The 20,199-nt window shown below is 38.7% G+C and carries 17 protein-coding genes; 4 read left to right on the forward strand and 13 right to left on the reverse strand.

Going from position 1 to position 20,199, the window contains the following annotated elements; genetic code table 11:
* The first annotated feature begins 134 nt into the window (after positions 1 to 134).
* The gene (locus F935_RS06500) at positions 135 to 1,553 is read left to right on the forward strand and encodes an aspartate ammonia-lyase (RefSeq protein WP_080645550.1); all 1,419 of its coding nucleotides are present in this window, start codon (positions 135 to 137) and stop codon (positions 1,551 to 1,553) included.
* 55 nt (positions 1,554 to 1,608) lie between these two features.
* On the opposite strand, the gene F935_RS06505 is transcribed toward F935_RS06500, so the two are convergent.
* A complete protein-coding gene (locus F935_RS06505; RefSeq protein ID WP_035366102.1) occupies positions 1,609 to 3,816 on the reverse strand; it encodes a TonB-dependent siderophore receptor in 2,208 nt (735 codons plus the stop codon).
* Between the two features lie 524 nt (positions 3,817 to 4,340).
* Here F935_RS06505 and F935_RS06510 point away from each other — a divergent pair.
* On the forward strand, positions 4,341 to 5,627 hold the full coding sequence (locus F935_RS06510; RefSeq protein WP_016138184.1) for an MFS transporter: 1,287 nt from the start codon (positions 4,341 to 4,343) through the stop codon (positions 5,625 to 5,627).
* A 39-nt stretch (positions 5,628 to 5,666) separates the two neighbouring features.
* Here the strand turns inward: F935_RS06510 and F935_RS06515 are convergent, their stop codons facing one another.
* Genes F935_RS06515 through F935_RS06550 form a run of 8 tightly spaced genes read right to left on the reverse strand, consistent with a single transcriptional unit; the run spans position 5,667 to position 12,878 of the window.
* Entirely contained in the window at positions 5,667 to 5,948 is a 282-nt protein-coding gene (locus F935_RS06515) for a DUF971 domain-containing protein (protein ID WP_016138185.1), read from the reverse strand.
* Positions 5,932 to 6,930, reverse strand: coding sequence for a HEAT repeat domain-containing protein (locus F935_RS06520; RefSeq protein WP_016138186.1), 999 nt, complete (start codon positions 6,928 to 6,930; stop codon positions 5,932 to 5,934). Before F935_RS06520 ends, F935_RS06515 begins: the two co-directional genes overlap by 17 nt.
* Positions 6,927 to 7,766: an ABC transporter ATP-binding protein gene (locus F935_RS06525; RefSeq protein WP_016138187.1), complete on the reverse strand. Its 840-nt coding sequence runs from the start codon at positions 7,764 to 7,766 to the stop codon at positions 6,927 to 6,929. The genes F935_RS06520 and F935_RS06525 overlap by 4 nt, the downstream gene beginning before the upstream one ends.
* A gap of 1 nt (position 7,767) precedes the next feature.
* Positions 7,768 to 8,622 (reverse strand): ABC transporter permease, encoded by an 855-nt coding sequence (locus F935_RS06530; protein ID WP_016138188.1) that lies wholly within the window; start codon positions 8,620 to 8,622, stop codon positions 7,768 to 7,770.
* Between the two features lie 34 nt (positions 8,623 to 8,656).
* Entirely contained in the window at positions 8,657 to 10,087 is a 1,431-nt protein-coding gene (locus F935_RS06535; protein WP_016138189.1) for an ABC transporter substrate-binding protein, read from the reverse strand.
* 19 nt (positions 10,088 to 10,106) lie between these two features.
* Complete coding sequence (locus F935_RS06540) at positions 10,107 to 10,352, reverse strand: 4Fe-4S dicluster domain-containing protein (RefSeq protein ID WP_000864073.1); 246 nt, start codon at positions 10,350 to 10,352, stop codon at positions 10,107 to 10,109.
* A gap of 20 nt (positions 10,353 to 10,372) precedes the next feature.
* Positions 10,373 to 12,106: a fumarate reductase/succinate dehydrogenase flavoprotein subunit gene (locus F935_RS06545; protein ID WP_016138190.1), complete on the reverse strand. Its 1,734-nt coding sequence runs from the start codon at positions 12,104 to 12,106 to the stop codon at positions 10,373 to 10,375.
* A gap of 28 nt (positions 12,107 to 12,134) precedes the next feature.
* Entirely contained in the window at positions 12,135 to 12,878 is a 744-nt protein-coding gene (locus F935_RS06550) for a GntR family transcriptional regulator (protein ID WP_000080816.1), read from the reverse strand.
* 242 nt (positions 12,879 to 13,120) lie between these two features.
* Between F935_RS06550 and chrA the strand changes: the two genes are divergently transcribed.
* On the forward strand, positions 13,121 to 14,470 hold the full coding sequence (gene chrA, locus F935_RS06555) for a chromate efflux transporter (protein ID WP_016138191.1): 1,350 nt from the start codon (positions 13,121 to 13,123) through the stop codon (positions 14,468 to 14,470).
* Between the two features lie 18 nt (positions 14,471 to 14,488).
* Here chrA and F935_RS06560 read toward each other — a convergent pair whose 3' ends face one another.
* Entirely contained in the window at positions 14,489 to 15,343 is an 855-nt protein-coding gene (locus F935_RS06560) for a helix-turn-helix domain-containing protein (RefSeq protein ID WP_016138192.1), read from the reverse strand.
* Positions 15,344 to 15,509: 166 nt separating this feature from the next.
* On the opposite strand from F935_RS06560, the gene F935_RS06565 reads away from it, so the two are divergent.
* Positions 15,510 to 16,427, forward strand: coding sequence for a DMT family transporter (locus F935_RS06565; protein ID WP_016138193.1), 918 nt, complete (start codon positions 15,510 to 15,512; stop codon positions 16,425 to 16,427).
* Between the two features lie 32 nt (positions 16,428 to 16,459).
* Here the strand turns inward: F935_RS06565 and F935_RS06570 are convergent, their stop codons facing one another.
* The 3 genes from F935_RS06570 to F935_RS06580 all read right to left on the reverse strand — a co-directional run bounded on the left by F935_RS06570 (position 16,460) and on the right by F935_RS06580 (position 20,192).
* Positions 16,460 to 17,464, reverse strand: coding sequence for a homoserine dehydrogenase (locus F935_RS06570; RefSeq protein WP_016138194.1), 1,005 nt, complete (start codon positions 17,462 to 17,464; stop codon positions 16,460 to 16,462).
* Between the two features lie 110 nt (positions 17,465 to 17,574).
* Positions 17,575 to 18,366: a sulfite exporter TauE/SafE family protein gene (locus tag F935_RS06575; protein ID WP_016138195.1), complete on the reverse strand. Its 792-nt coding sequence runs from the start codon at positions 18,364 to 18,366 to the stop codon at positions 17,575 to 17,577.
* A 170-nt stretch (positions 18,367 to 18,536) separates the two neighbouring features.
* Positions 18,537 to 20,192 (reverse strand): bifunctional protein tyrosine phosphatase family protein/NAD(P)/FAD-dependent oxidoreductase, encoded by a 1,656-nt coding sequence (locus F935_RS06580; protein ID WP_016138196.1) that lies wholly within the window; start codon positions 20,190 to 20,192, stop codon positions 18,537 to 18,539.
* Positions 20,193 to 20,199: the final 7 nt, after the last annotated feature.

Raw genomic sequence — 20,199 nt, forward strand, 5'->3', positions numbered from 1 at the left:
AGTTTTTTTATTTTTAAGTCTAGAAAAGAAAAAATTTGATATGCAAAAAATGCATAATTAACTTGATAAATGCATTAGAAGTGAAGCATTTCGAAATCTAATATGAATTATCTACTCTACTAATTCGAAGTTTAATGATGAACGCTGAAATTACCACCCGTATTGAGAAGGATCTTATTGGTTATAGAGAAATCAATAATAATGATTATTACGGAGTTCAAACATTACGTGCTCTAGAAAACTTTAACTTAACACAAAGCAAAGTTGGAAATTTCCCTCATTTAATTAAAGCATTAGCAATGGTAAAACTTGCTTGTGCTGAAGCTAACTATAATCTTAAAAGCTTAGATCAAACTAAATTTGAAGCGATTGAATACAGCTGTAATCAACTTATTCGCGGTAATTTTCACGACCAGTTCCCAATTGATATGATGCAAGGCGGTGCTGGTACTTCAACCAATATGAATGCAAATGAAGTATTGGCGAATGTGGCTTTAGAATATATGGGACATGCAAAAGGCCAATATCAATATCTACATCCAAATAACGACATTAACATGTCACAGTCAACAAATGACGTGTACCCTACTGCGATTCGCTTAGGTTTGTTATTAAACTTAGATGAATTAAATCTTCCTTTTAATAACTTGATCTTAAGTTTCCGCAACAAATCTCAAGAATTTGCTCACATCTTAAAAATGGGTCGTACTCAGTTACAAGATGCTGTGCCAATGACTTTAGGTCAAGAGTTTGGTGCTTTTGCAGTAACTTTACAAAAAGACCTTGAGCAAATTAATACGCTTATTCCAAATGTTTTAGCTTATATGAACCTTGGTGGTACAGCGATTGGTACGGGAATTACCACTGAATATAGTTACCGTGAACTTGCGATTCAAGCGCTTGGAAAAATTTCTGGTAAGAAAATTAAGTCTGCTCCTGATCTAATCGAAGCAACTTCAGATATGGGTGACTTTGTTCTTTTATCTGGTTTATTAAAGCGTACCGCAACTAAACTTTCAAAAATTGCCAATGACTTGCGTTTACTTTCAAGTGGTCCACGTACTGGTATCAATGAAATTAACTTAGAAGCACGTCAACCAGGTAGTTCGATCATGCCAGGTAAAGTAAACCCAGTTATTCCTGAAGCAATGAACCTTGCTTGCTTCCAGATTATTGCAAACGATTTGGCTATAACTTTAGCTGCTGAAGCTGGTCAATTACAGTTAAATGCAATGGAACCACTTATTGCATTCAAACTATTTGAATCTATGGATTTGCTTGGTAACGCGATGGCAATGTTCCAAAGTAAATGTATTGATACGATTACGGCGAACCCTGAACACTGTAAAGCTTTAGTTGAAAACTCAATTGGTATTGTGACTGCACTTAACCCATATTTGGGTTATGAAACTACAACTCGTATTGCTAAAACTGCAAACGAAACTGGACAAAGTGTATTAGCACTCGTTCAGAACGAAGGCTTATTATCAGCACAAGTGCTTGATGATATCTTGTCGATTAATAATATGGTTAAACCAAAAATGTCGGCTTAATTCCTGAAAATAAAAAAGGAGCTTTTATAAGCTCCTTTTTTATTTGTTCTATATTTTAAAAACTGAAAGTTGTAGAGAACTGGGCTGTACGTGGATTACCTAAGAATAAATAGTCATCCCCCATAAATGCTCCTACATCGCGCCAATATTTCTTATTAAATAAGTTATCAATATTGAATCTAAAAGTTGTGTCATGCCCAGCAAAATTTGTTTTATAGGCAGCACCAATATTAAAGACGCTATAGCCACCTACTTTTGCAGTTCCCTCTTTGTTTGCATATTTACTGCTACTGTATTGCATACCACTGAGTAATCTTAACCCTTCAACTGAAGGTACTTTATAAGATAACTGCGCAGTAGCTCGTACTTTCGGAACATTTTGAGTTTGATGACCTTTGTAGCTGTCACTCTCAATATCAACAAGACGAGATTTCGTATAAGTAATACCTGAGCTTACATCGAGTGTTTCGGTTAAGGCACCTGTTAAACCTAACTCAATCCCTTGATTGTGTTGTTCACCTTGTTCAACAAATTCTAATTTTCCTTCAGAATTTGTAGTCGTATATTGATTATCTTGCTTTAAATCAAAAATAGCTGCTGTTACCAAGAAGTTGCGAATTTGTTGCTTAACACCAAGTTCATATTGTTCAGAATTTCTAGGTGATAGGACTTGATAAGCATTTGCGTCTGCAAACCATGGAGCTTCACCACCATCCGATAATCCTTTGGCATATGAAGCATAAAGATTAGTCCTAGCAGTTGGGCTATACATGAGAGCTAATTGCGGTAAGAACTTATTTAAATCTGTATCTCGGCTTTGCTGACCATCTGCCTTATAGGCTTGCTCATCAAGGTGAATAAGTTTTCCGCCCAATAAAGTTGACCATTGATCGTTAAATTGAACTCGGTCAGATATGGTGAAAGCAGTCTGATCACTTTCTAGGGCTTTGTAACGGTCGCCTGGACTGTCTGATGATGGGCTGTAGTCAATCGTATCTTGATAGATATTGCCTGTTCCTACCGCTACATTCAGTGGTGTATGGTGCTTTAAGGTTTTATAAGTACGTTGTAATTCGAAAGCAACTTGATGCTGAATGTTGCCAGTATTGAACTGTCCATTTAAACCAGCAGAAAACTGGTTGGTAATGCGTGTGTCATCTGGGCTACGGAAATCGTAAATGTCATAATTACCGTGTTTATCAAAAGTATTGCCTAAACCAGTAACTTCACAAATATCGTTATAGCATCCCCATGGAAAAGCACTATTATCATCAATCAAAACACGGCTTTGCGATGCACTTAAGTTACCATTCCATTGATCGTTAAATGCATACTGATATTTTAAACTCGCATTTATACTGTTATTTACAACAGGTTTACTCCAAGACTGATAACCCAATAAACGGTCTTGATCTACATTTGTTGGTACTTCTTGCCCATCAAGAAGTTGATAACCCGGTACTGAGCGTTGACTTTGATGCTGCGCTTCAACATCAAACAGTAATTTAGAGCGATCATTAATTTTCCAGTCTAAAGCAACTGAACCAAACTCTCGTTTACCATTTGCATGATCGACATTTGGGTGAATACTTTCATGCGCTAAATTTATTCGATAGCCAAAATTATCATTAAAAAAACCGCCTACATCCGTTGCCAGTGTATAACCGCCTTCTGAATTTGCATCTACAGTAATATCTTTAACATTGGCAGGTCTTTTAGTCACATAATTTACAACACCGCCTGGCGTCGACATGCCACTTTGAATCGCAGAAATACCCTTTAAGATTTCAACTTGCTCTTTATTTTCTAAAGCTACATTTTGCTCGCCGCGTATAGTATGACCATTAATGAGATAACTAGAGCCTAAATCGAGGGCAAAACCACGTGCTACAAAGTTTGGATAGTAGCCAATAGCAGCGTAACCATCTCCCAACGATGGATCATTTTTAATAACATCAGTTAGCGTTTTTGCATGTTGATCTGCTATGCGCTCAGAGGTAATGGTGGTAATAGATGCAGGAACTTTCTTTACATCGCCTGTTTGAAAACCAGATAAATCAACTTTTTTTGAGGAATACAAATCGTTAGAGTTTTGGGTAGCATTCACGGTAATCGTTGGGAGCTGCGAAACCTCCGCTTCATTTGCATAAACGACAGATGTTATGAGTGCAATAGATGAAGCCAATACTGTTTTAGAGCATGTCATGAAGTGAAGATTTAACGAACGTCTTTCCATTGAATAACTACCTGCCATACCGTGCATAATTTGAAGCGCTAGAAGTAACTGCTGAGCCTATTTTTAGCCACGCAAGAATACAGTGACAAATATCGAGAAACAACAAATTATATAATTTTTAGATCAAGTAAATTTTGTGTAATAAAGCGTCATCATTATATGATTTTCGTTTATTTTCTTTGAAATTAGGACTATAACTTTTTAAGTATTACCAAATAGTCAAAATAAAACTAAGCTCAGAAATAGGTCTAGACCAAGGAGGAATACAATAACGAATATGGTTAATAAATTAGATGTTTGATTTTAAATAAAGTTTATGGTGCATTGATCAACTCACTAAATTAAGTAAATGTTCGATTATCAGTAAAAATTTCTTTAAATCGAACAAAAGATCATAGAATCACTAGAATGGAAATTTAAAATTATAAAAAATGAATGGAGAGGAATTCTAAGAAAGTACTCAGGATTGAGTGATATCTAAAGATTCATTCTATTTCCTGTTCAGTACATCTGAAAATTTCTATTTTTTTCTGCTAACTGACGGAATATCTATGACATATACTAAGGAAGAAAAGAGCGGCAGAATACGAGGCATTGTAGGCGCAGCTTCAGGTAATTTGGTTGAATGGTTCGACTTTTATATCTATGCGGTATTTGCTACTTACTTTACTCAAGCTCTGACTGCACCAGACATGGATAGCACGACCAAATCGATCTACGTTTGGGGTGTATTTGCAGCAAGCTTTTTTATGCGTCCTATTGGTAGCTGGATATTTGGGCGCATTGCAGACCGACACGGTCGAAAAAAATCAATGATTGTCTCTATTTGCCTAATGGCTTTGAGCTCTTTTCTATTTGCAGCTTTACCGACTTATGATCAAGTTGGCTTATTTGCCCCTTTCCTTTTACTGGTAGTACGCTTACTTCAAGGTCTATCGGTGGGTGGTGAATATGGTGCAGTAGCAACCTACATGAGTGAATTAGGCTTAAAGGGTCAACGTGGTTTTTACTCTTCTTTTCAATACGTCACACTCTCTGGTGGCCAGTTACTTGCCAGCCTACTTGGTGTAATCTTATTAACATTTTTGAGTGAGGACCAATTGCTCAATGGCGGTTGGCGTATCCCATTTGTTATTGGTGGTATTGCTGCCATTGTATCTTTACTCGCACGGAGTCGTTTAGAAGAAACGCTTTCTCATCAAGATAGTGAACGTGAAGAGTCTGGTAGCTTAAGAGAACTCTTTAAAAAACATTGGAAAACCTTTTTATTGGTGGTTGGTTATACCTCTGCGGGTTCATTAACGTTTTATGTTGAAACTGTTTATTCAAAAACCTATTTAACTAATTTAGGGATGGATGGAAAAACCGTTGGTTATATTATGACCTTCGCGCTATTTGTCTATATGTGTGCTCAACCTGTATTTGGTTTAATTTCCGACCGTATTGGGCGACGTTCTTCAATGCTGGCATTTAGCTTATTATCTGCGATTTTTATCTATCCAGTGATGGCAATTGGAATGCCTAATTATATAGATTCACCAATCATCATTACCTTGCTACTCATTTTTATGATGATGATTTTGAGTTTCTATACATCTATTAGTGGCTTAGTAAAAGCTGAGATGTTTCCACCTCACGTACGCGCACTCGGGGTAGGATTTTCATATGCGGTAGGTAATGCTATTTTTGGTGGTTCTGCGCCTTCAGTTGCCTTGCAATTCAAAGCTGCTGGAATTGAAAATACCTTCTTTATTTATGTGATTATCATGCTGATTATCTGTTTCTTGTGTAGCCTTGCGCTTCCGAAAAAACCAGATTATTTAGAACATGATCATTAATTAAATGAGATGCCTTCTGTCCCAAGCAGAAGGCATCTATTAGCACTTAGCAAATTCTTTTAAAAAAGCCCACGGAAAAATCCCTTTATCATGCCCATCACTAAAACAAATTTGGGCCCCATATCCTTGATCGAATATAGCTGTCACTTCAACATTTTGGTGTTCTATTTTAATTTGCTTGATTCGCTTCGCTCGGCAAAAGCCACATGGGCAAATTTCCCTTAAATTTTGATAACCCAGAGATACGCTTAAACCATCGGTCCATATAAAGTGAACCTGTTTGGTTATCGTATCCACACGAATATCAGGTCTGGTTTGCATATTTCACCTCACCAATTTGATTTAATCCAATACGAATCGCTTTTCGTACTTCTGGATCTGAGTCATTTTGATGTTGTTCTAATAGATTCTGAGCTTCTGATGTACCAATTTCACCTAGTGCTAAAGCGACCTCTTTACGTAAATTGCTAATTTCATGATTAAAGTTATCAAACAGATGACTAACTGCCAGACACGACTTGAGTAGACCTAAGCTTCGAACTGCGGCAATACGTACTTGCCAATATAAGTCAGATAAAGCATGAATTAAGGGAGTTTCAAGCTGAACGATATGCAATTTTCCAATCGTAAGTGCAGCTTCGACTCTTAATTGCCAACTTTCCGAGGTTAAAGAGTGTTGAAGTGCTTGGATCACCTCAGCTGATATGCTCTGACTATAAGCCAAGCCACCTGTTGCAATGCGGCGAACCTCATCATCCAAATCATTTTCAGCAGTTTTTGCCAATATCGTAATCGCTTGGTCTTGTTGTAACCAACTTAATGCACTGACTGCCTCACGGCGCACAACAGCATCTTCATGATGTACCAAAGCAGATATCTCTGTGAATAATTGCTGTGGTCGTAAAGGTTTTAAAGCACGTAAAATTGCACTAAGAGCAAAAGTATCCGTATGCTTTAAATAAGGTGCAAGGATCTGGGCTGATGCCGCATTTTTTACTTCACTTAAGCTTTGACTGGCAGCTTGTCTAACATTCACATCAGTATCAAATAAGGCTTGAGCCAATACTTGCAAACTGGTTGGATCTTCCCAACTTTCTAACTTTTTTGCCGCCTCTTCACGAACTAAAGCTGAAGAATCGTGTTGCAATGCTGCATGCAACCAAGGGAGTAAATCCGGATTTTCTTCATCGCCAATATTCATTAAAGCAACAAAGCGAATCTTTTCATCTGAGTGATTGAGCTGTGCGAGAAATTCCTGATTATATTCATCTTGGTCATCTAAAGCTTGATAATAAAAACTCATTCGTATTCCTTAATTTGTGATTTCTTTCCAAGCCCTAATGGATTTAAACGGCTTAACTCTTCTTGCTGAGTGGCTTCTTTTAAAGTCTGGATGCAATGTTTTTTAATGGCGGTAAATTCACTACTCGTTACAAGCTCAACGTCTCTTGGACGTTCAAACTTAAGCGGAATTTCTTCAATAATTCGCCCTGGTCGATGGCTCATAATCAAGACTCGGTCAGCTAAAAAAAGTGCCTCATCAATATCGTGGGTAATAAATAAAACCGACGTTTGGATTTCTTGCCAAATTTCAAGTAATAGCATTTGCATTTTTAAACGAGTTTGAGCATCTAACGCACCAAAAGGCTCATCCATTAATAAAATACGCGGTTGATTAATCAGTACTCTCGCAATTTCAACCCGTTGCTGCATGCCACCAGAGAGTTCTGCTGGAAATTTATGTTCAAAACCTTTAAGCCCGACCAGATCAATCATTTTCTTTGCTTGTTCAATACGCTTTTGTTTAGCGAGGCCTTTCATTTTTAAACCAAAAGCAATATTTTCAAGCACGCTTTTCCATGGAAATAAGGTATGTTGCTGGAACACCAAACCTCTGTCTGGATGCGGTTCAAGGATAGATTCATTATCGACCGTTAAAGACCCAGAACTAATCGGTAAATGCCCTGCCAAAGCACCTAATAATGTTGATTTACCGCAGCCCGATGGGCCAAGTAGACATATAAACTCACCCGGTTGTATTTCGAAATTAACCCGATCTAATGCCTGAAAACGATTTTTAGCTTGCCCTAAATGTAGCGATAGATTTTGAATACGCACATGGCCTTGTGTAATTGACATTTTATGATTTCCTCAGTTGATACCATGGGGTAAATCGGTTTCCAATCACGCGCACTAAAGTACTGCTAAACATACCTAATGCTCCGATCAGCACCATGCCGACCACGATATTGCTATAGTTTTGCAAGGTGAAAGATTCCCATGTGAAATATCCAATTCCGTGTTGGCCCGAAATCATTTCGGCAGTCACTAAACAGAACCAACAAGTACCCATTCCAATGGATAAACCGGTAATAATGTTCGGTAAGGCCCCCGGAATAATGACTTCATAAATGATAGCTAGATCAGAAGCACCTAGACTTTTCGCAGATGCAATGAGTCTTGGGTCAACTGCACCAACGCCATGTACAGTGTTTAATAAAATTGGAAATAAGGCCCCGATAAAAGTGATAAAAATCATAGAAGCTTCTGAGGATGGAAAAATCAGAATCGCTAAAGGAATCCATGCTACCGCTGGAATTGGACGTAATACTTCTAATGGCGGCATTAGAAATGCAGCAAGTTTTTGATAACGTCCTGCCAACAAACCAATACCTACACCAATTAAAGCAGCCAATACAAAACCAACCACTACGCGAAAGACACTAGATTCAACATGTTCAAACGCAGTACTGAGTTGAAAGAAAGCCCAAAGCGCATGAATGACATCTAAAGGTGTCGGAACATTGCTAAAGTTCACAATGCCTAAATTTATTTTAAACTGAGCTAGTCCTTGCCAAATTGCTATCCAGAAAGCTATAGATGTGAAAGCAATGACATAGCTTTTTAAATGCGTTGGATATAACCTCAATTGTTGGAAAAATTTAATCAAAAATGTACTTTGGTTTTTAGGTTTTATTTGGACTAAACTACTCATTCGTCACCTCCTGCTCATTAGGTAAAACAACACATCAGCTCTGTGTTACAAGCTGAATAGTTTTAAAGTCATATACTTTTCCACCCTGTTGTTTAGCCCATTTTTCAGCATCATCTTTTAATAAAAAGGCCTGAATTTGCCCTGCTTTATCTGTGCCATACCATGCCAGATTGGCAAGCAATTTAATATCGGACTGATGATCTTGGCTATAAACCACACGCACCGTTTTTCCATCGGCTTGAATTTTCTTTAAATCAGAAAAAGCATGCTCAGGCGTTTCATAGCTACGAACTTTTTCTTCACCCTTTACCCAAATTTGAGTCACCCGATCAAATGTTTTGATGGGTTGGCCCGTTAAAGCGTCCTTGGCAACCAAAGGTGATTTTGCATAGTCAGCCAGTTGCTGGCTGTAATTAACCCCAGAAGCCTGAAATGCATCTTTAATATATTGATCATCAATAAATTTATTTACATCAAGCGTACCGTCGTTTTTGCCTAGAACTTTTAAGGTATCTATCGCAATTTGAGTCGCTTTTCGATATTCAGGTTTCCAAGTTAAGTCACGAGTTTGCAGACCTAATGGACCATGAAACAGATAGACAACTTCGGCAGGAATACCAGTTTTTTCAGCAATAAATTCACTATATTTTTCAGGTTGTTCCCGAATCAGGCGATTCGCTTCAATAGTTGCCTGTAAATAAGCTTTTATGACTTCTGGATGCTGCTGTGCATAATCCTTGCTGGCAAGTGAACCATGAAATGTAGGTGATTTTGCTTGTGAACCATCATAGATTTTTTTGGAAAAACCTTGGTAAGCAAATAACTCTCCAAATGGTACGAAATCAGCATGCGCAGCAATCTTATGACTTTTTAATGCAGGCCCCGCCACTTCTGGCGCCTGAGCAATCACTTTAATATCTTTATCAAGTTGCCAACCTTCAGCTTGAATTGCTCGCAATAATAGTCCGTGAGCAGTTGAGGCAAAAGGTACAGAAATAGTTTGCCCCTTTAGCTCTTTAAATGAAGTGACTTTTGAATCAATCGGAACAACAATCGCATTGCCGCTACCATTAATACTGCCTGACAATGGCGCTAAAAATATGCTTTCTTTTCCAGCTTTTTTAAAGGCCGCTAAATTATTAACAGCAGGAAAGTCAGCCATTGCTCCCAAATCTAGACGCCCAGCCACCATCTCACTGGTAAGTGGTGCACCAGAGGTAAAGTTTTTCCATTGAATGTCATATTTAACATTTTTGTATTCACCATCTTTGGGTAAATATTTTGGTAATAAATTCAATTCACGAATGAGCAACCCACCTGTTGCACAGTTAATGGTCGTGTCTTGCGTGCCAATGGCGACACGAACAGTTTCTGTTTTACTGCCGCAACCCAAAGTACCAAGTACAATGGCACCAATTAAGCTACTAAGTAATCGTTTTTTATTGATCAATTTATTTTGTCTCATGTTAAGTATTCCAAATTAATTATTTGAGTAGGTATGGGATATTTACTTTGACTGCATCCGTTGGACAGTCCTTTTCACAAGGCATGCAGTACCAACATTCATCAAACTGCATGAAAGCTTTTTGAGTTGTTGGATCGATTGCCAATAAGTCCATTGGACAAACATCTACACAGACGGTGCATCCTTTATCAGCAATACATTTATCTTCATCGATAATGACTGGTGCGACAGTACGGTGCTGTACTTCTTTAAAAATAAAAGCCATGATTTGAATTCCTGATTTATTTAGTCTGCAAGTGCAACGTCTTTTTGAATGCGTAAACGGTCATACGACACAGCTTCATCTTGATTAATCGAAACGACATAAGGCTCGATTGTTTTTTTGAAACTGACCATGTTGCCCTGTTCATCTTTTTTCAAATGCGCGTGACAGAACCAATCCGAGTTATTTTTTTGAGGGAAATCTGCTCTATAGTGGTACAGACCCCAGCGGCTTTCCTCTCTAAAGAGTGAGGCTCTGGCTGCCATTTCCGCACAGTCTCGAATAAAAGAAACTTCAGCGGCACGCATCAGCTCATGTGGATTTCTTGCAGAGATTCGCTTAATATCCTGTTTAATTTCTTCAAAACGTTTGAGCCCAATTTCCATTTTTTGGCGAGTTTTAGGCGGTTGCAAATAGTCATTTACAAAACGGCGAAGTTTATATTCCACTTGTTCTGGAGGTAAACCTTCTGAGCAATCCAGTGGCGCAAATATTCGAGCTTTTTCTACTTCTATTTCGCTTTGGTTTAATTCGCTATCTTCAATTGCATTCACATATTGCGCGGCATTTACACCCGCAAACCAACCATAGGTAAATGCACCAAGCATATAGTTATGAGGTACAGCCGCCATATCGCCAGCACTGTATAAGCCTTTAACCGAAGTCTCGGCTTTTTCGTTTACCCATACGCCAGAAGCACTATGTCCGCTACAGAAACCAATTTCTGAAATATGCATTTCCACCATATCTTGACGGTAATTGGTTCCTCGGCCCTCATGGAAACGACCACGGCTTGGGCGCTCATTGGTATGTAGAATCTCTTCAATGGTTTGAATTGTTTCTTCAGCCAGATGATCTACTTTTAAATAAACAGGGCCATTACCACTTTCCAGTTCTTGGTAAAACTCCCACATCATTTGACCACTCCAGTAGTCACATTCAATGAAACGTTCACCTTTACTATTGGCGGTATAACCTCCTAAAGGACCGGTCACATAGGCACAAGCTGGGCCGTTATAGTCTTTAATCAACGGATTAATCTGAAAGCATTCTAAGTTGGCAAGTTCAGCACCTGCATGGTATGCCATTGCATAGCCGTCACCTGCATTGGTTGGGTTTTCATAAGTTCCCATTAAGTAGCCTGAAGCTGGCAAACCTAAACGCCCTGCGGCACCACAACATAAAATGGCAGCTTTCGTTTTAATGACATAAAAGTCACCACTACGACAGTCAAAACCGAGTACACCATTGATTGCACCTTGCTCATTTTTTAAAAGCTTTGTGGTGACAATCCGATTATTAATTTTGACTTGAGCACGCTTTAACTGACGATATAAAACTTTTTTAACGTCATGACCTTCGGGCATTGGTAAAACATATGCCCCCATGTGATGTACTTTTTTTACTGCAAATTCACCAGTCTCATCTTTTTCAAATTTAATGCCCCATTGATCTAGCTGTTGAATGGTTGTGAAACTATGCTTTGCATATGCATATACAGTGGTTTGGTTAACCACTCCATCATTGGCAATGGTAATTTCTTTGGTGTATTGCTCAGGTGTTGCGTAGCCCGGAATGACAGCATTATTCAGCCCATCCATTCCCATTGAAATCGCCCCACTACGTTTTACATTCGCTTTTTCAATGAGCAAGACTTTTAAATTGGGGTTTTCTTGTTTTGCTTTAATCGCAGCCATTGGTCCAGCAGTTCCACCACCAATAACCACAATATCGAACTCAAGATATTTAGTTTCCATTGTAAAATCCTTATTTTTATTTGAGTTATTAACGATGAATACGTAAACGGTACTGGAAGGTATCGCCTGAGAAATAGAGATATTCATAGTCAATCGGTTGGCCATTTGCGTCATGAGTCAAACGCTCAACCCGTAATACCGGAGTTCCGATTTCGACTTGCAATAAAGCCGCTAATTCTTCATCCGCCACCGTGGCATCAATGCTTAAATCCGCATGTCCCAAAGGGATGTCGCACTCTTGTTCTAATGCCTTAAAAATATCAGTTGTACGTAAATCAATCGCTTTTTCTTTAAGTTTCAAACCAATATGTTCTGGCAAATAAGTCAACTCATAAGACACTGGCTGACGGTTGAGCAAACGAACACGTTGAATTTCATACACATTAGCTTTAACAGGTAACTTTAATTTGGGTACAACATGCATCGGGATCTGCTTAAGCTCGGCCGAGATGACCCGGTTTAAAATTTCGTGACCAGCAGATGACATTGCTTCTGCAAAACCTTGCAAACTTGAAATGTTCTGGAATGTTTTTGGCTTGCTTACAAAGGTCCCTTTACCTGGCACCTTAAAAATATAGCCTTCCAACTGTAATTGGTTGAGTGCTTGACGAACTGTAATTCGACTTACACCGAACTGTTCAGCAAACTCATTTTCAGATGGAATTTGACTTAACACGGCATATTCACCATTTACAATTTTGTTCAGGATGAGTTCCCTTAACTGATCGTAAAGAGGCTTGTGATTTTTGGGATCTTGGGGTAGCTGGCTCACGGCTTACAACCTGTTATAACAACTTGAGCAAATAATGTTTAAAATGTTTCAACTTTGGAAATAATTTAAAGCGATAACTTTAGTTAAAAAAATAATTTCAATGAATATCAATTAATTAATGAATAGTTATCTATAAAAGTTGAATTATTATCATAAAAAATACATTTGTGTTTGGTATGCTATAAAACATACTCCGTTATGCCATAAACGTAAAAATTACTATTATTTTTTTAGGGGATAATATGCAACAAAAACAACAAAATACCCCTGATGATTCAGTGGGAAAGGTCACCTTCTGGCAAGCCTTTTTATTTTGGCTGAAGCTCGGCTTTATTAGCTTTGGGGGGCCAGCTGGACAAATCGCAGTAATGCATCAGGAACTCGTTGAACAAAAGCGCTGGATATCTGAAAAAAGATTTTTGCATGCCCTGAACTACTGCATGTTGTTACCCGGCCCTGAAGCACAGCAATTAGCAACCTACATTGGTTGGCTTATGCACAGAACTGCTGGAGGATTAGTTGCAGGTATTCTATTTGTATTACCCTCCTTATTTATTTTAATTGGACTGTCTTGGGTTTACATAAAATTTGGAGATGTTCCCGTTATTGCAGGTATTTTCTACGGGATCAAGCCTGCCGTTACCGCAATTGTCTTTCATGCAACGTACCGTATAGGTAGCCGTTCGCTTAAAAATAAATTTTTATGGTTCGTCGCAATTGCTGCGTTTCTTGCCATTTTTATCTTAAAGCTTCCTTTCCCGCTTATTGTGCTATCAGCTGGTATTGCTGGCTATTTAGCCAGTAAAAAGTACCCAGACCTATTTTCCTCAGTCGCTGGGCATAAAGCTAGTCAAAAAGATTATGGCCCGGCATTTATTGATGATGATACCCCGACACCAGAGCATGCTAAATTCCATTGGTTGCGGTTAGCTAAACTTATTTTTGTGGCAATCGTTTTATGGTTATTGCCAATTTTAGCTTTAGGCGCATATTTTGGGTGGCATCATTCTTATACTCAAATGGCATGGTTTTTTACTAAAGCTGCATTACTCACTTTTGGTGGGGCTTACGCAGTTTTACCTTATGTCTATCAAGGGGCTGTAAATCATTTTGGATGGCTTTCACCTACGCAAATGATTGATGGTTTGGCTTTAGGTGAAACTACACCTGGACCACTGATTATGGTGGTTGCCTTTGTTGGTTTTTTAGGAGGTGTTAATCATTCATTACTTGGGCCCGAGCATCTATTTTTTGCTGGAGCACTTGGTGCAGTCATTGTGACTTGGTTTACTTTCCTTTTCTCATTTGTATTTATTTTTGCTGGTGCACCCATTATTGAATCTACACATAATGAAATTAAGTTTACGGCGCCACTCACTGCAATTACCGCGGCTGTGGTTGGTGTCATTTTAAATTTAGCATTATTTTTTAGTTATCACGTGTTATGGCCACACGGTTTTTCTAGTCACTTTGATGTTATCGCAGCCTTAATTACTATTGCTGCATTTATTGCCTTATTCCGCTTTAACATTAACGTGCTATATGTCATTTTTGCATCAGCATTGATTGGTTTAGGTGTTTATCTTTTATAAAAATGAATCATGAGTCTTTTAACGTAACTGTGAAGGACTCATTCCATAAAACTGTTTAAAGCGATGACTTAAATGGCTCGCTGAACTAAAACCACATACTAGAGCAACATCTTGTAAAGAAAGTTGAGATGACTGAATTAATCCTTTTGCCTTAGTTAAGCGTCTTTGCATGACATATTGATGAGGCGCCATATTCATTGACTGTTTAAACATATGAGCAAAATGGTATTCGCTTAAATTCACAACATTTGCTAAATCAGACAAAGTGAGTGCTCGGTCTAAATGCCCTTCAATCCAGTCTTGAATATATTTGAGTTTATGAGGTGCCAGTCCACCTTTAATGACAGGCTGCTGCCACTTAACATTGCTATATCTTCGAATTAAATGATTCAACAATAAACTGGCAGTGGTACTCATTTGTAAATGGTTTGAAGAATCATTCCAATCACAATCTAACAAGAAAAACTGATATAGCGCACGAATCTTTTCGTCATCGTTAAAAACAACTTCGTTTAGTTCAATTTGATTGGGCTCTTTGTCCCATATTTTTTCGGCGACATCACGCAAATGTTGGTCGGTATAATACAAGTGGACGAACTTAAGCCCGCCACGTATATCCCAAGTCGACTCCTGATGTTCAGGCAATAAGCAAAAACGACCCGGTCCGCCACCATTTTTCCAGCCCGCAGGTGTTTTTTGATAGCTTTCATAGCCATCTTGAATATAAAGACTTAAAGTATGGTGATCGCTACAGACACTTACACGATCTTGCTCATTAGACCAAAATGCAAGTTGCATATTTTCATCAAGCACCACAGTTTCGTGAAGCTTGGCTTTAGATTGCTGTAGCTGTTCTAAAGTTTGATAGGCCATGCAAAATTAAAACGAATATCATTGAGCTTAAGTTAACCATATTCAGCAAAATTCAGCTAGTTCAGTTATATAAAAAGCGCAAGATCTTGCATGTATAACACAAGAATATATACGTGAAAAATTAAGCATTCCTAGATACTTAAGTTTGGTAATCGAGGATGAACTTATGAATATTTTGCTCTATGTTGCGGTGGTGTTGATTTGGGGAACAACATGGATTGGAATTGCCATTCAGAGCCATTATGCAACACCCATCGTCGCAATTTTATGGCGTTTTGCTATTTCAGCCTTATTACTTTGGGTTGTTTTACTATTTTCAGGAAAATTACAGCGAATTGCTTTAAAAGACCATTTGTTTTGTATGCTGCAAGGTCTTTGTGTTTTCGGCCTAAACTTTATTTGTTTTTATACCGCTGTTAAATATGTAAATAGCGGTTTAGAGTCCGTTATTTTTTCGATGGCTGTTTTCTTTAATGCCATTAATGCTTTTATCTTTTTTAAGCAAAAACCTTCACCAAACTTTGCTCTAGCTGCACTTTTAGGACTTGGTGGTATTGTTCTACTGTTTTGGCATGACCTGATTAATAGCCAGTTTAATACGCAGTTATTAATGGGTATTGGACTATGTGCGGTTGGCACTTACGGTTTTTCTTTAGGGAATATGATTAGTGTTAGACACCAAAAACGTGGCCTAAATATCTTTTCAACGAACTGTTATGCCATGACTTATGGATCTTTGGTGATGTTAAGTCTAGCCTTATTTACTGGCCAAGATTTAATGCCTCCGATGAATTTCCCATTTTTAAGTTCGCTACTTTACTTGGCTGTATTTGGTACAGTTATTGGGTTCTCTGCTTATTTTTCGCTGGTTGGGCGAATTGGTGCTTCAAAAGCAGCGTATAGCACTTTACTCTTCCCTTTAGTTGCTCTAACCGTTTCTACCTTCTTTGAAGGATATGAGTGGACCTTAAATGCATTATTTGGAATTCTTTTAATTTTACTTGGTAACTACTTAATGTTTAGTAAATTCGAAATTGGAAAAAAGTTATTTAATAGTCAAAAAAGTTGTGAAAAGCAGGCCTAAAAGCCTGCTTTTTTATAAATCATAATTCATCTCTAGCAGCTCGTTTTAAGCATCAGCTCAAAATCTTTTAAAGCTGCGGCTGCTGTAGCTAAAGGTGCGGATGCTCCTCCACTAACCACAAATTCACCCATTTCTTTCGTTAACACCCGAATGCATTTATTGGAACCTTGCAGATGAGCAAAAGAGTGATTTGCTGGAACTAATCTTAATTCAACACCTGTTTGAATTTGCTGATTCTTAATATGAATAAAACCGACCAGACGAGGAATTAAATCTTCTTTTTTCCAATCACGTATATGTTCAGCCGTAACGTGACTAATTCCTTGTTTTGGAATATCCTGAATTTTAACATCAGCTCCTAAAACAGTATTTGCCAATATCGTAATTTTAGCAGCGGTATCCCATCCATCTACATCGAAAGAACTGTCAGGTTCCGCAATACCTTTTGCTTGAGCTTTTTCAAGAGATTCTGCAAACGCACATTCATGTTGCAACATATCATTCAAAATAAAATTTGTGGTGCCAGTAAAAACACCCTCTATTTCTAAAATTTGACAGCCTGCTAAGTTATATTCAAACAAATCAACAGTCGGTAAGGCCGCAGCCGTTGCACCGCTAAAAAATAGTTTTTTATTATGTTGATGTGCCAAGTTAATTAATTTTTTACCTTCGACGACTAACGCACCTTTAGATACCGCAATCGCATTCATGCTATGTGTTAAAGCATAATTTAAATAAAATAAACCCTTTCCACCTGTCACATAGTCACTTGGCCCTGTCTCAATAATGACATCCGCTTGAACCTGTTCTAAAAACTTTTGCTCAGTTAGACCTGCTTGATACTGTGTTTTATCTAGCCACTTTGCAGCTTGTAAACCTTCTTGATCAATTAAACCTGATGATGAGTTGCATACTCCTACTAAACGGACATCAATTTGATATTTTTGTTGATAGTATGTTGATCGATTTAAAAGAAGCTCTGCAATTTGTTGCCCAATCCGTCCAAAACCACAAATTGCCACGTTAACTCGCTTCATTTCGCTTTCTCAAAAATTTAAATGGTTTAAATCAATTTTTCCCAAGATAATTTTAACTTCTCATCTTTGGAAAATTGCTAACTATAGAGATAGTTAAAATACTATATTACTTAGATATTTGTTAGATTAACTATCTTAATTACCATATAAATTGCGACAGCAAAAACCATTAAAGCAAAGACTTTTTGCACAATTGCAGACGGAATAAAACGAATAGCTCGGCGTCCTAATAACATACCGAATGCACATGCGAGTGCAAATGCACTAGTAATGCCTACTGGATAGTGAAAACCCTCTGCAATATGCATCACAATACTCATTCCACTGATGAGAAAAATAATCATAAGTGAGGTTGCAACAATACTATGCATATCCAAATTTGTGACTTTTCTAAGCGCTGGCACAATTACAAAGCCGCCACCAACTCCTAGCATGCCAGTTAAAAGCCCCGCGATAATCCCGATGCTGGCAAGAACGCTTCCCGTTTTAAAATTCCAAATAAAGCGTCCCGTACTTGGGTTGACCTGACACGGCGGGTTATGAAAGTCTGATACTCGGTTACTAATAAGTCGATAGCCTACTGTAAACATGACTAAGCTAAACATTAACATGAGCCAAACAGGTGAAATCGCGTTGGCTATTAAAATACCGATGTGTGCCATAGGGGTACCAATTAGGGCGATCCAAATAGCAGCGCGATAACGAACTATCTTTTTAAATAAGCCTTCAATGGTTCCAATGAGAGTAGAAAGTGCAACCGCCAATAACCCAATCGGTGCAGCTTGAGCCACACTCCAGCCTTGACTGGTCATGAGCGCAGGTACAGCAAGAATGCCTCCACCTGCGCCCGTAAGACCAAGTAAAAAGCCAATCACGATGCCTTCAACGACAAGTAATAACATATCAAAAGCCTAAAATTGCATATACATTATTTGCAGTAGACTGCTGGTTAATGAGTGAATAAATCTGCGAAGCTTTAGTCGCTTCTCAGGGTAAAGATTATTAATCTTTACTTATCCTCTTCCGCTCAAGCACAGCTTTCGCCTTGCGCTCGGACAAAGCGTTGCTTTGTTTATCCTCGCTCAGGTTTGACCATCCACTCGCGGCCCTTGAGCATGCCTTGCCAGTAAATCGGAGGTAAAATCTGCTCTTTAAGCAGCCATGCCAAACGAGATGGTTTTTGCCCATCAATTACCCATTTTGGAAAACTTGGGAGTAATTTGCCGCCGTAACCAAACTCAGCCAGAACGATTTTTCCACGCTCTACGGTAAGTGGACATGAACCATAGCCGTTGTACTCGCAGAAATTCTGCTCACCGTTCAGTTGAGCTAGAACATTTACCGCAACGATCGGAGCTTGTGCGCGTGCAGCAGCAGCCGTTTTTGCATTAGGCGCATTCATTACATCACCTAAAGCGAAAATATTGGCATGCTGTGTGTGTTGTAAAGTTTGAGGATTCACACTCACCCAGCCTGCTTCATCAACAAGAGTACTTGCACGAATAAAGTCTGGGGCCTGTTGCGGTGGAACAACATGCAACATATCGAAATCAGTTTCGACCAATGCTGCATTTTCATCGTTCACGACCTTAAACCATGCTTTTTTTGCAGGACCATCTACTTTGACAATTTGATGGTTAAAGTGCAGTTCTGAACCATATTTTTCGACATATTGCATTAGTGCAGGTACATATTCCTTCACACCAAATAAAACACCACCTGAGTTATAAAAATGGATAGAGATATCTTTGAGTTTGCCTTGCTTTAACCAATAGTCGGCTGAAAGATACATTGCTTTTTGAGGAGCACCTGCACATTTAATCGGCATAGGCGGCTGAGTAAAGATTGCCTTTCGACCGTTTAGCTGTTGCACCAGTTCCCATGTATAGGGCGCTAAGTCGTATCGATAGTTAGACGTCACCCCATTTTTACCTAAGGTTTCAACCAAGCCTTCAATGCCATGCCAATTGAGTTTTAAACCAGGACAGACAACCAACGCTTTATATTGAATCGGTTGGCATCCTTCCAAAATAACCTGACTGTGCTCAGGGTCAAATCCAGCAACGGCGGCTTTCATCCATTTTACTTTTGCAGGAATCACACTTGCCATGGAACGTGCGGTTACTTGAGGTTTAAAAATACCACCACCGACCATGGTCCAGCCCGGTTGATAATAATGCGTGTCTGCTGGATCAATAATGACAATATCTAAATGAGGTTCACGAGATAGTAAGCTTGATGCAACAGAAATTCCAGCTGCTCCAGCACCAACAATCACAACGCTATAGCAAGGAATTGTGGCTGATTCATGATCTCGTTTTAAAATACGTGGAACTAGGCCTTTTAAGTTAAAACCAAGTTTATTCCCCGATTCAACTAACAGTGCTGCATCTTTTGGAGCAACTTCGGCCAAAGCCCATAAACTGATTGCACGCATACCAGAACGGCAATACGCTAAAACAGGTTTCTGGGCATTCTGATAAAGCTGCTTAAACTCGGCAACTTGTTGGTCAGTAATTTTGCCGCTGGTCACAGGCTGATAAATCACTTTTAGGCCATATTGCTGAGCTGCTTCTTCAATTTCAATTACATTGGGTTGATCTGCACCTTCCCCATCTGGACGGTTACATATCAGTGTTTTTACTCCCTGATCTGCAATTTTCGCGACGTCATTAGCAGCAATCTGGTCAGCAACATAAAATTCTTGATTAACTCGTTTAAGTTCCATATCGCCA

The sequence above is a fragment of the Acinetobacter calcoaceticus ANC 3811 genome (assembly GCF_000399665.1).
In the GTDB taxonomy this organism is placed as follows: domain Bacteria; phylum Pseudomonadota; class Gammaproteobacteria; order Pseudomonadales; family Moraxellaceae; genus Acinetobacter; species Acinetobacter calcoaceticus_B.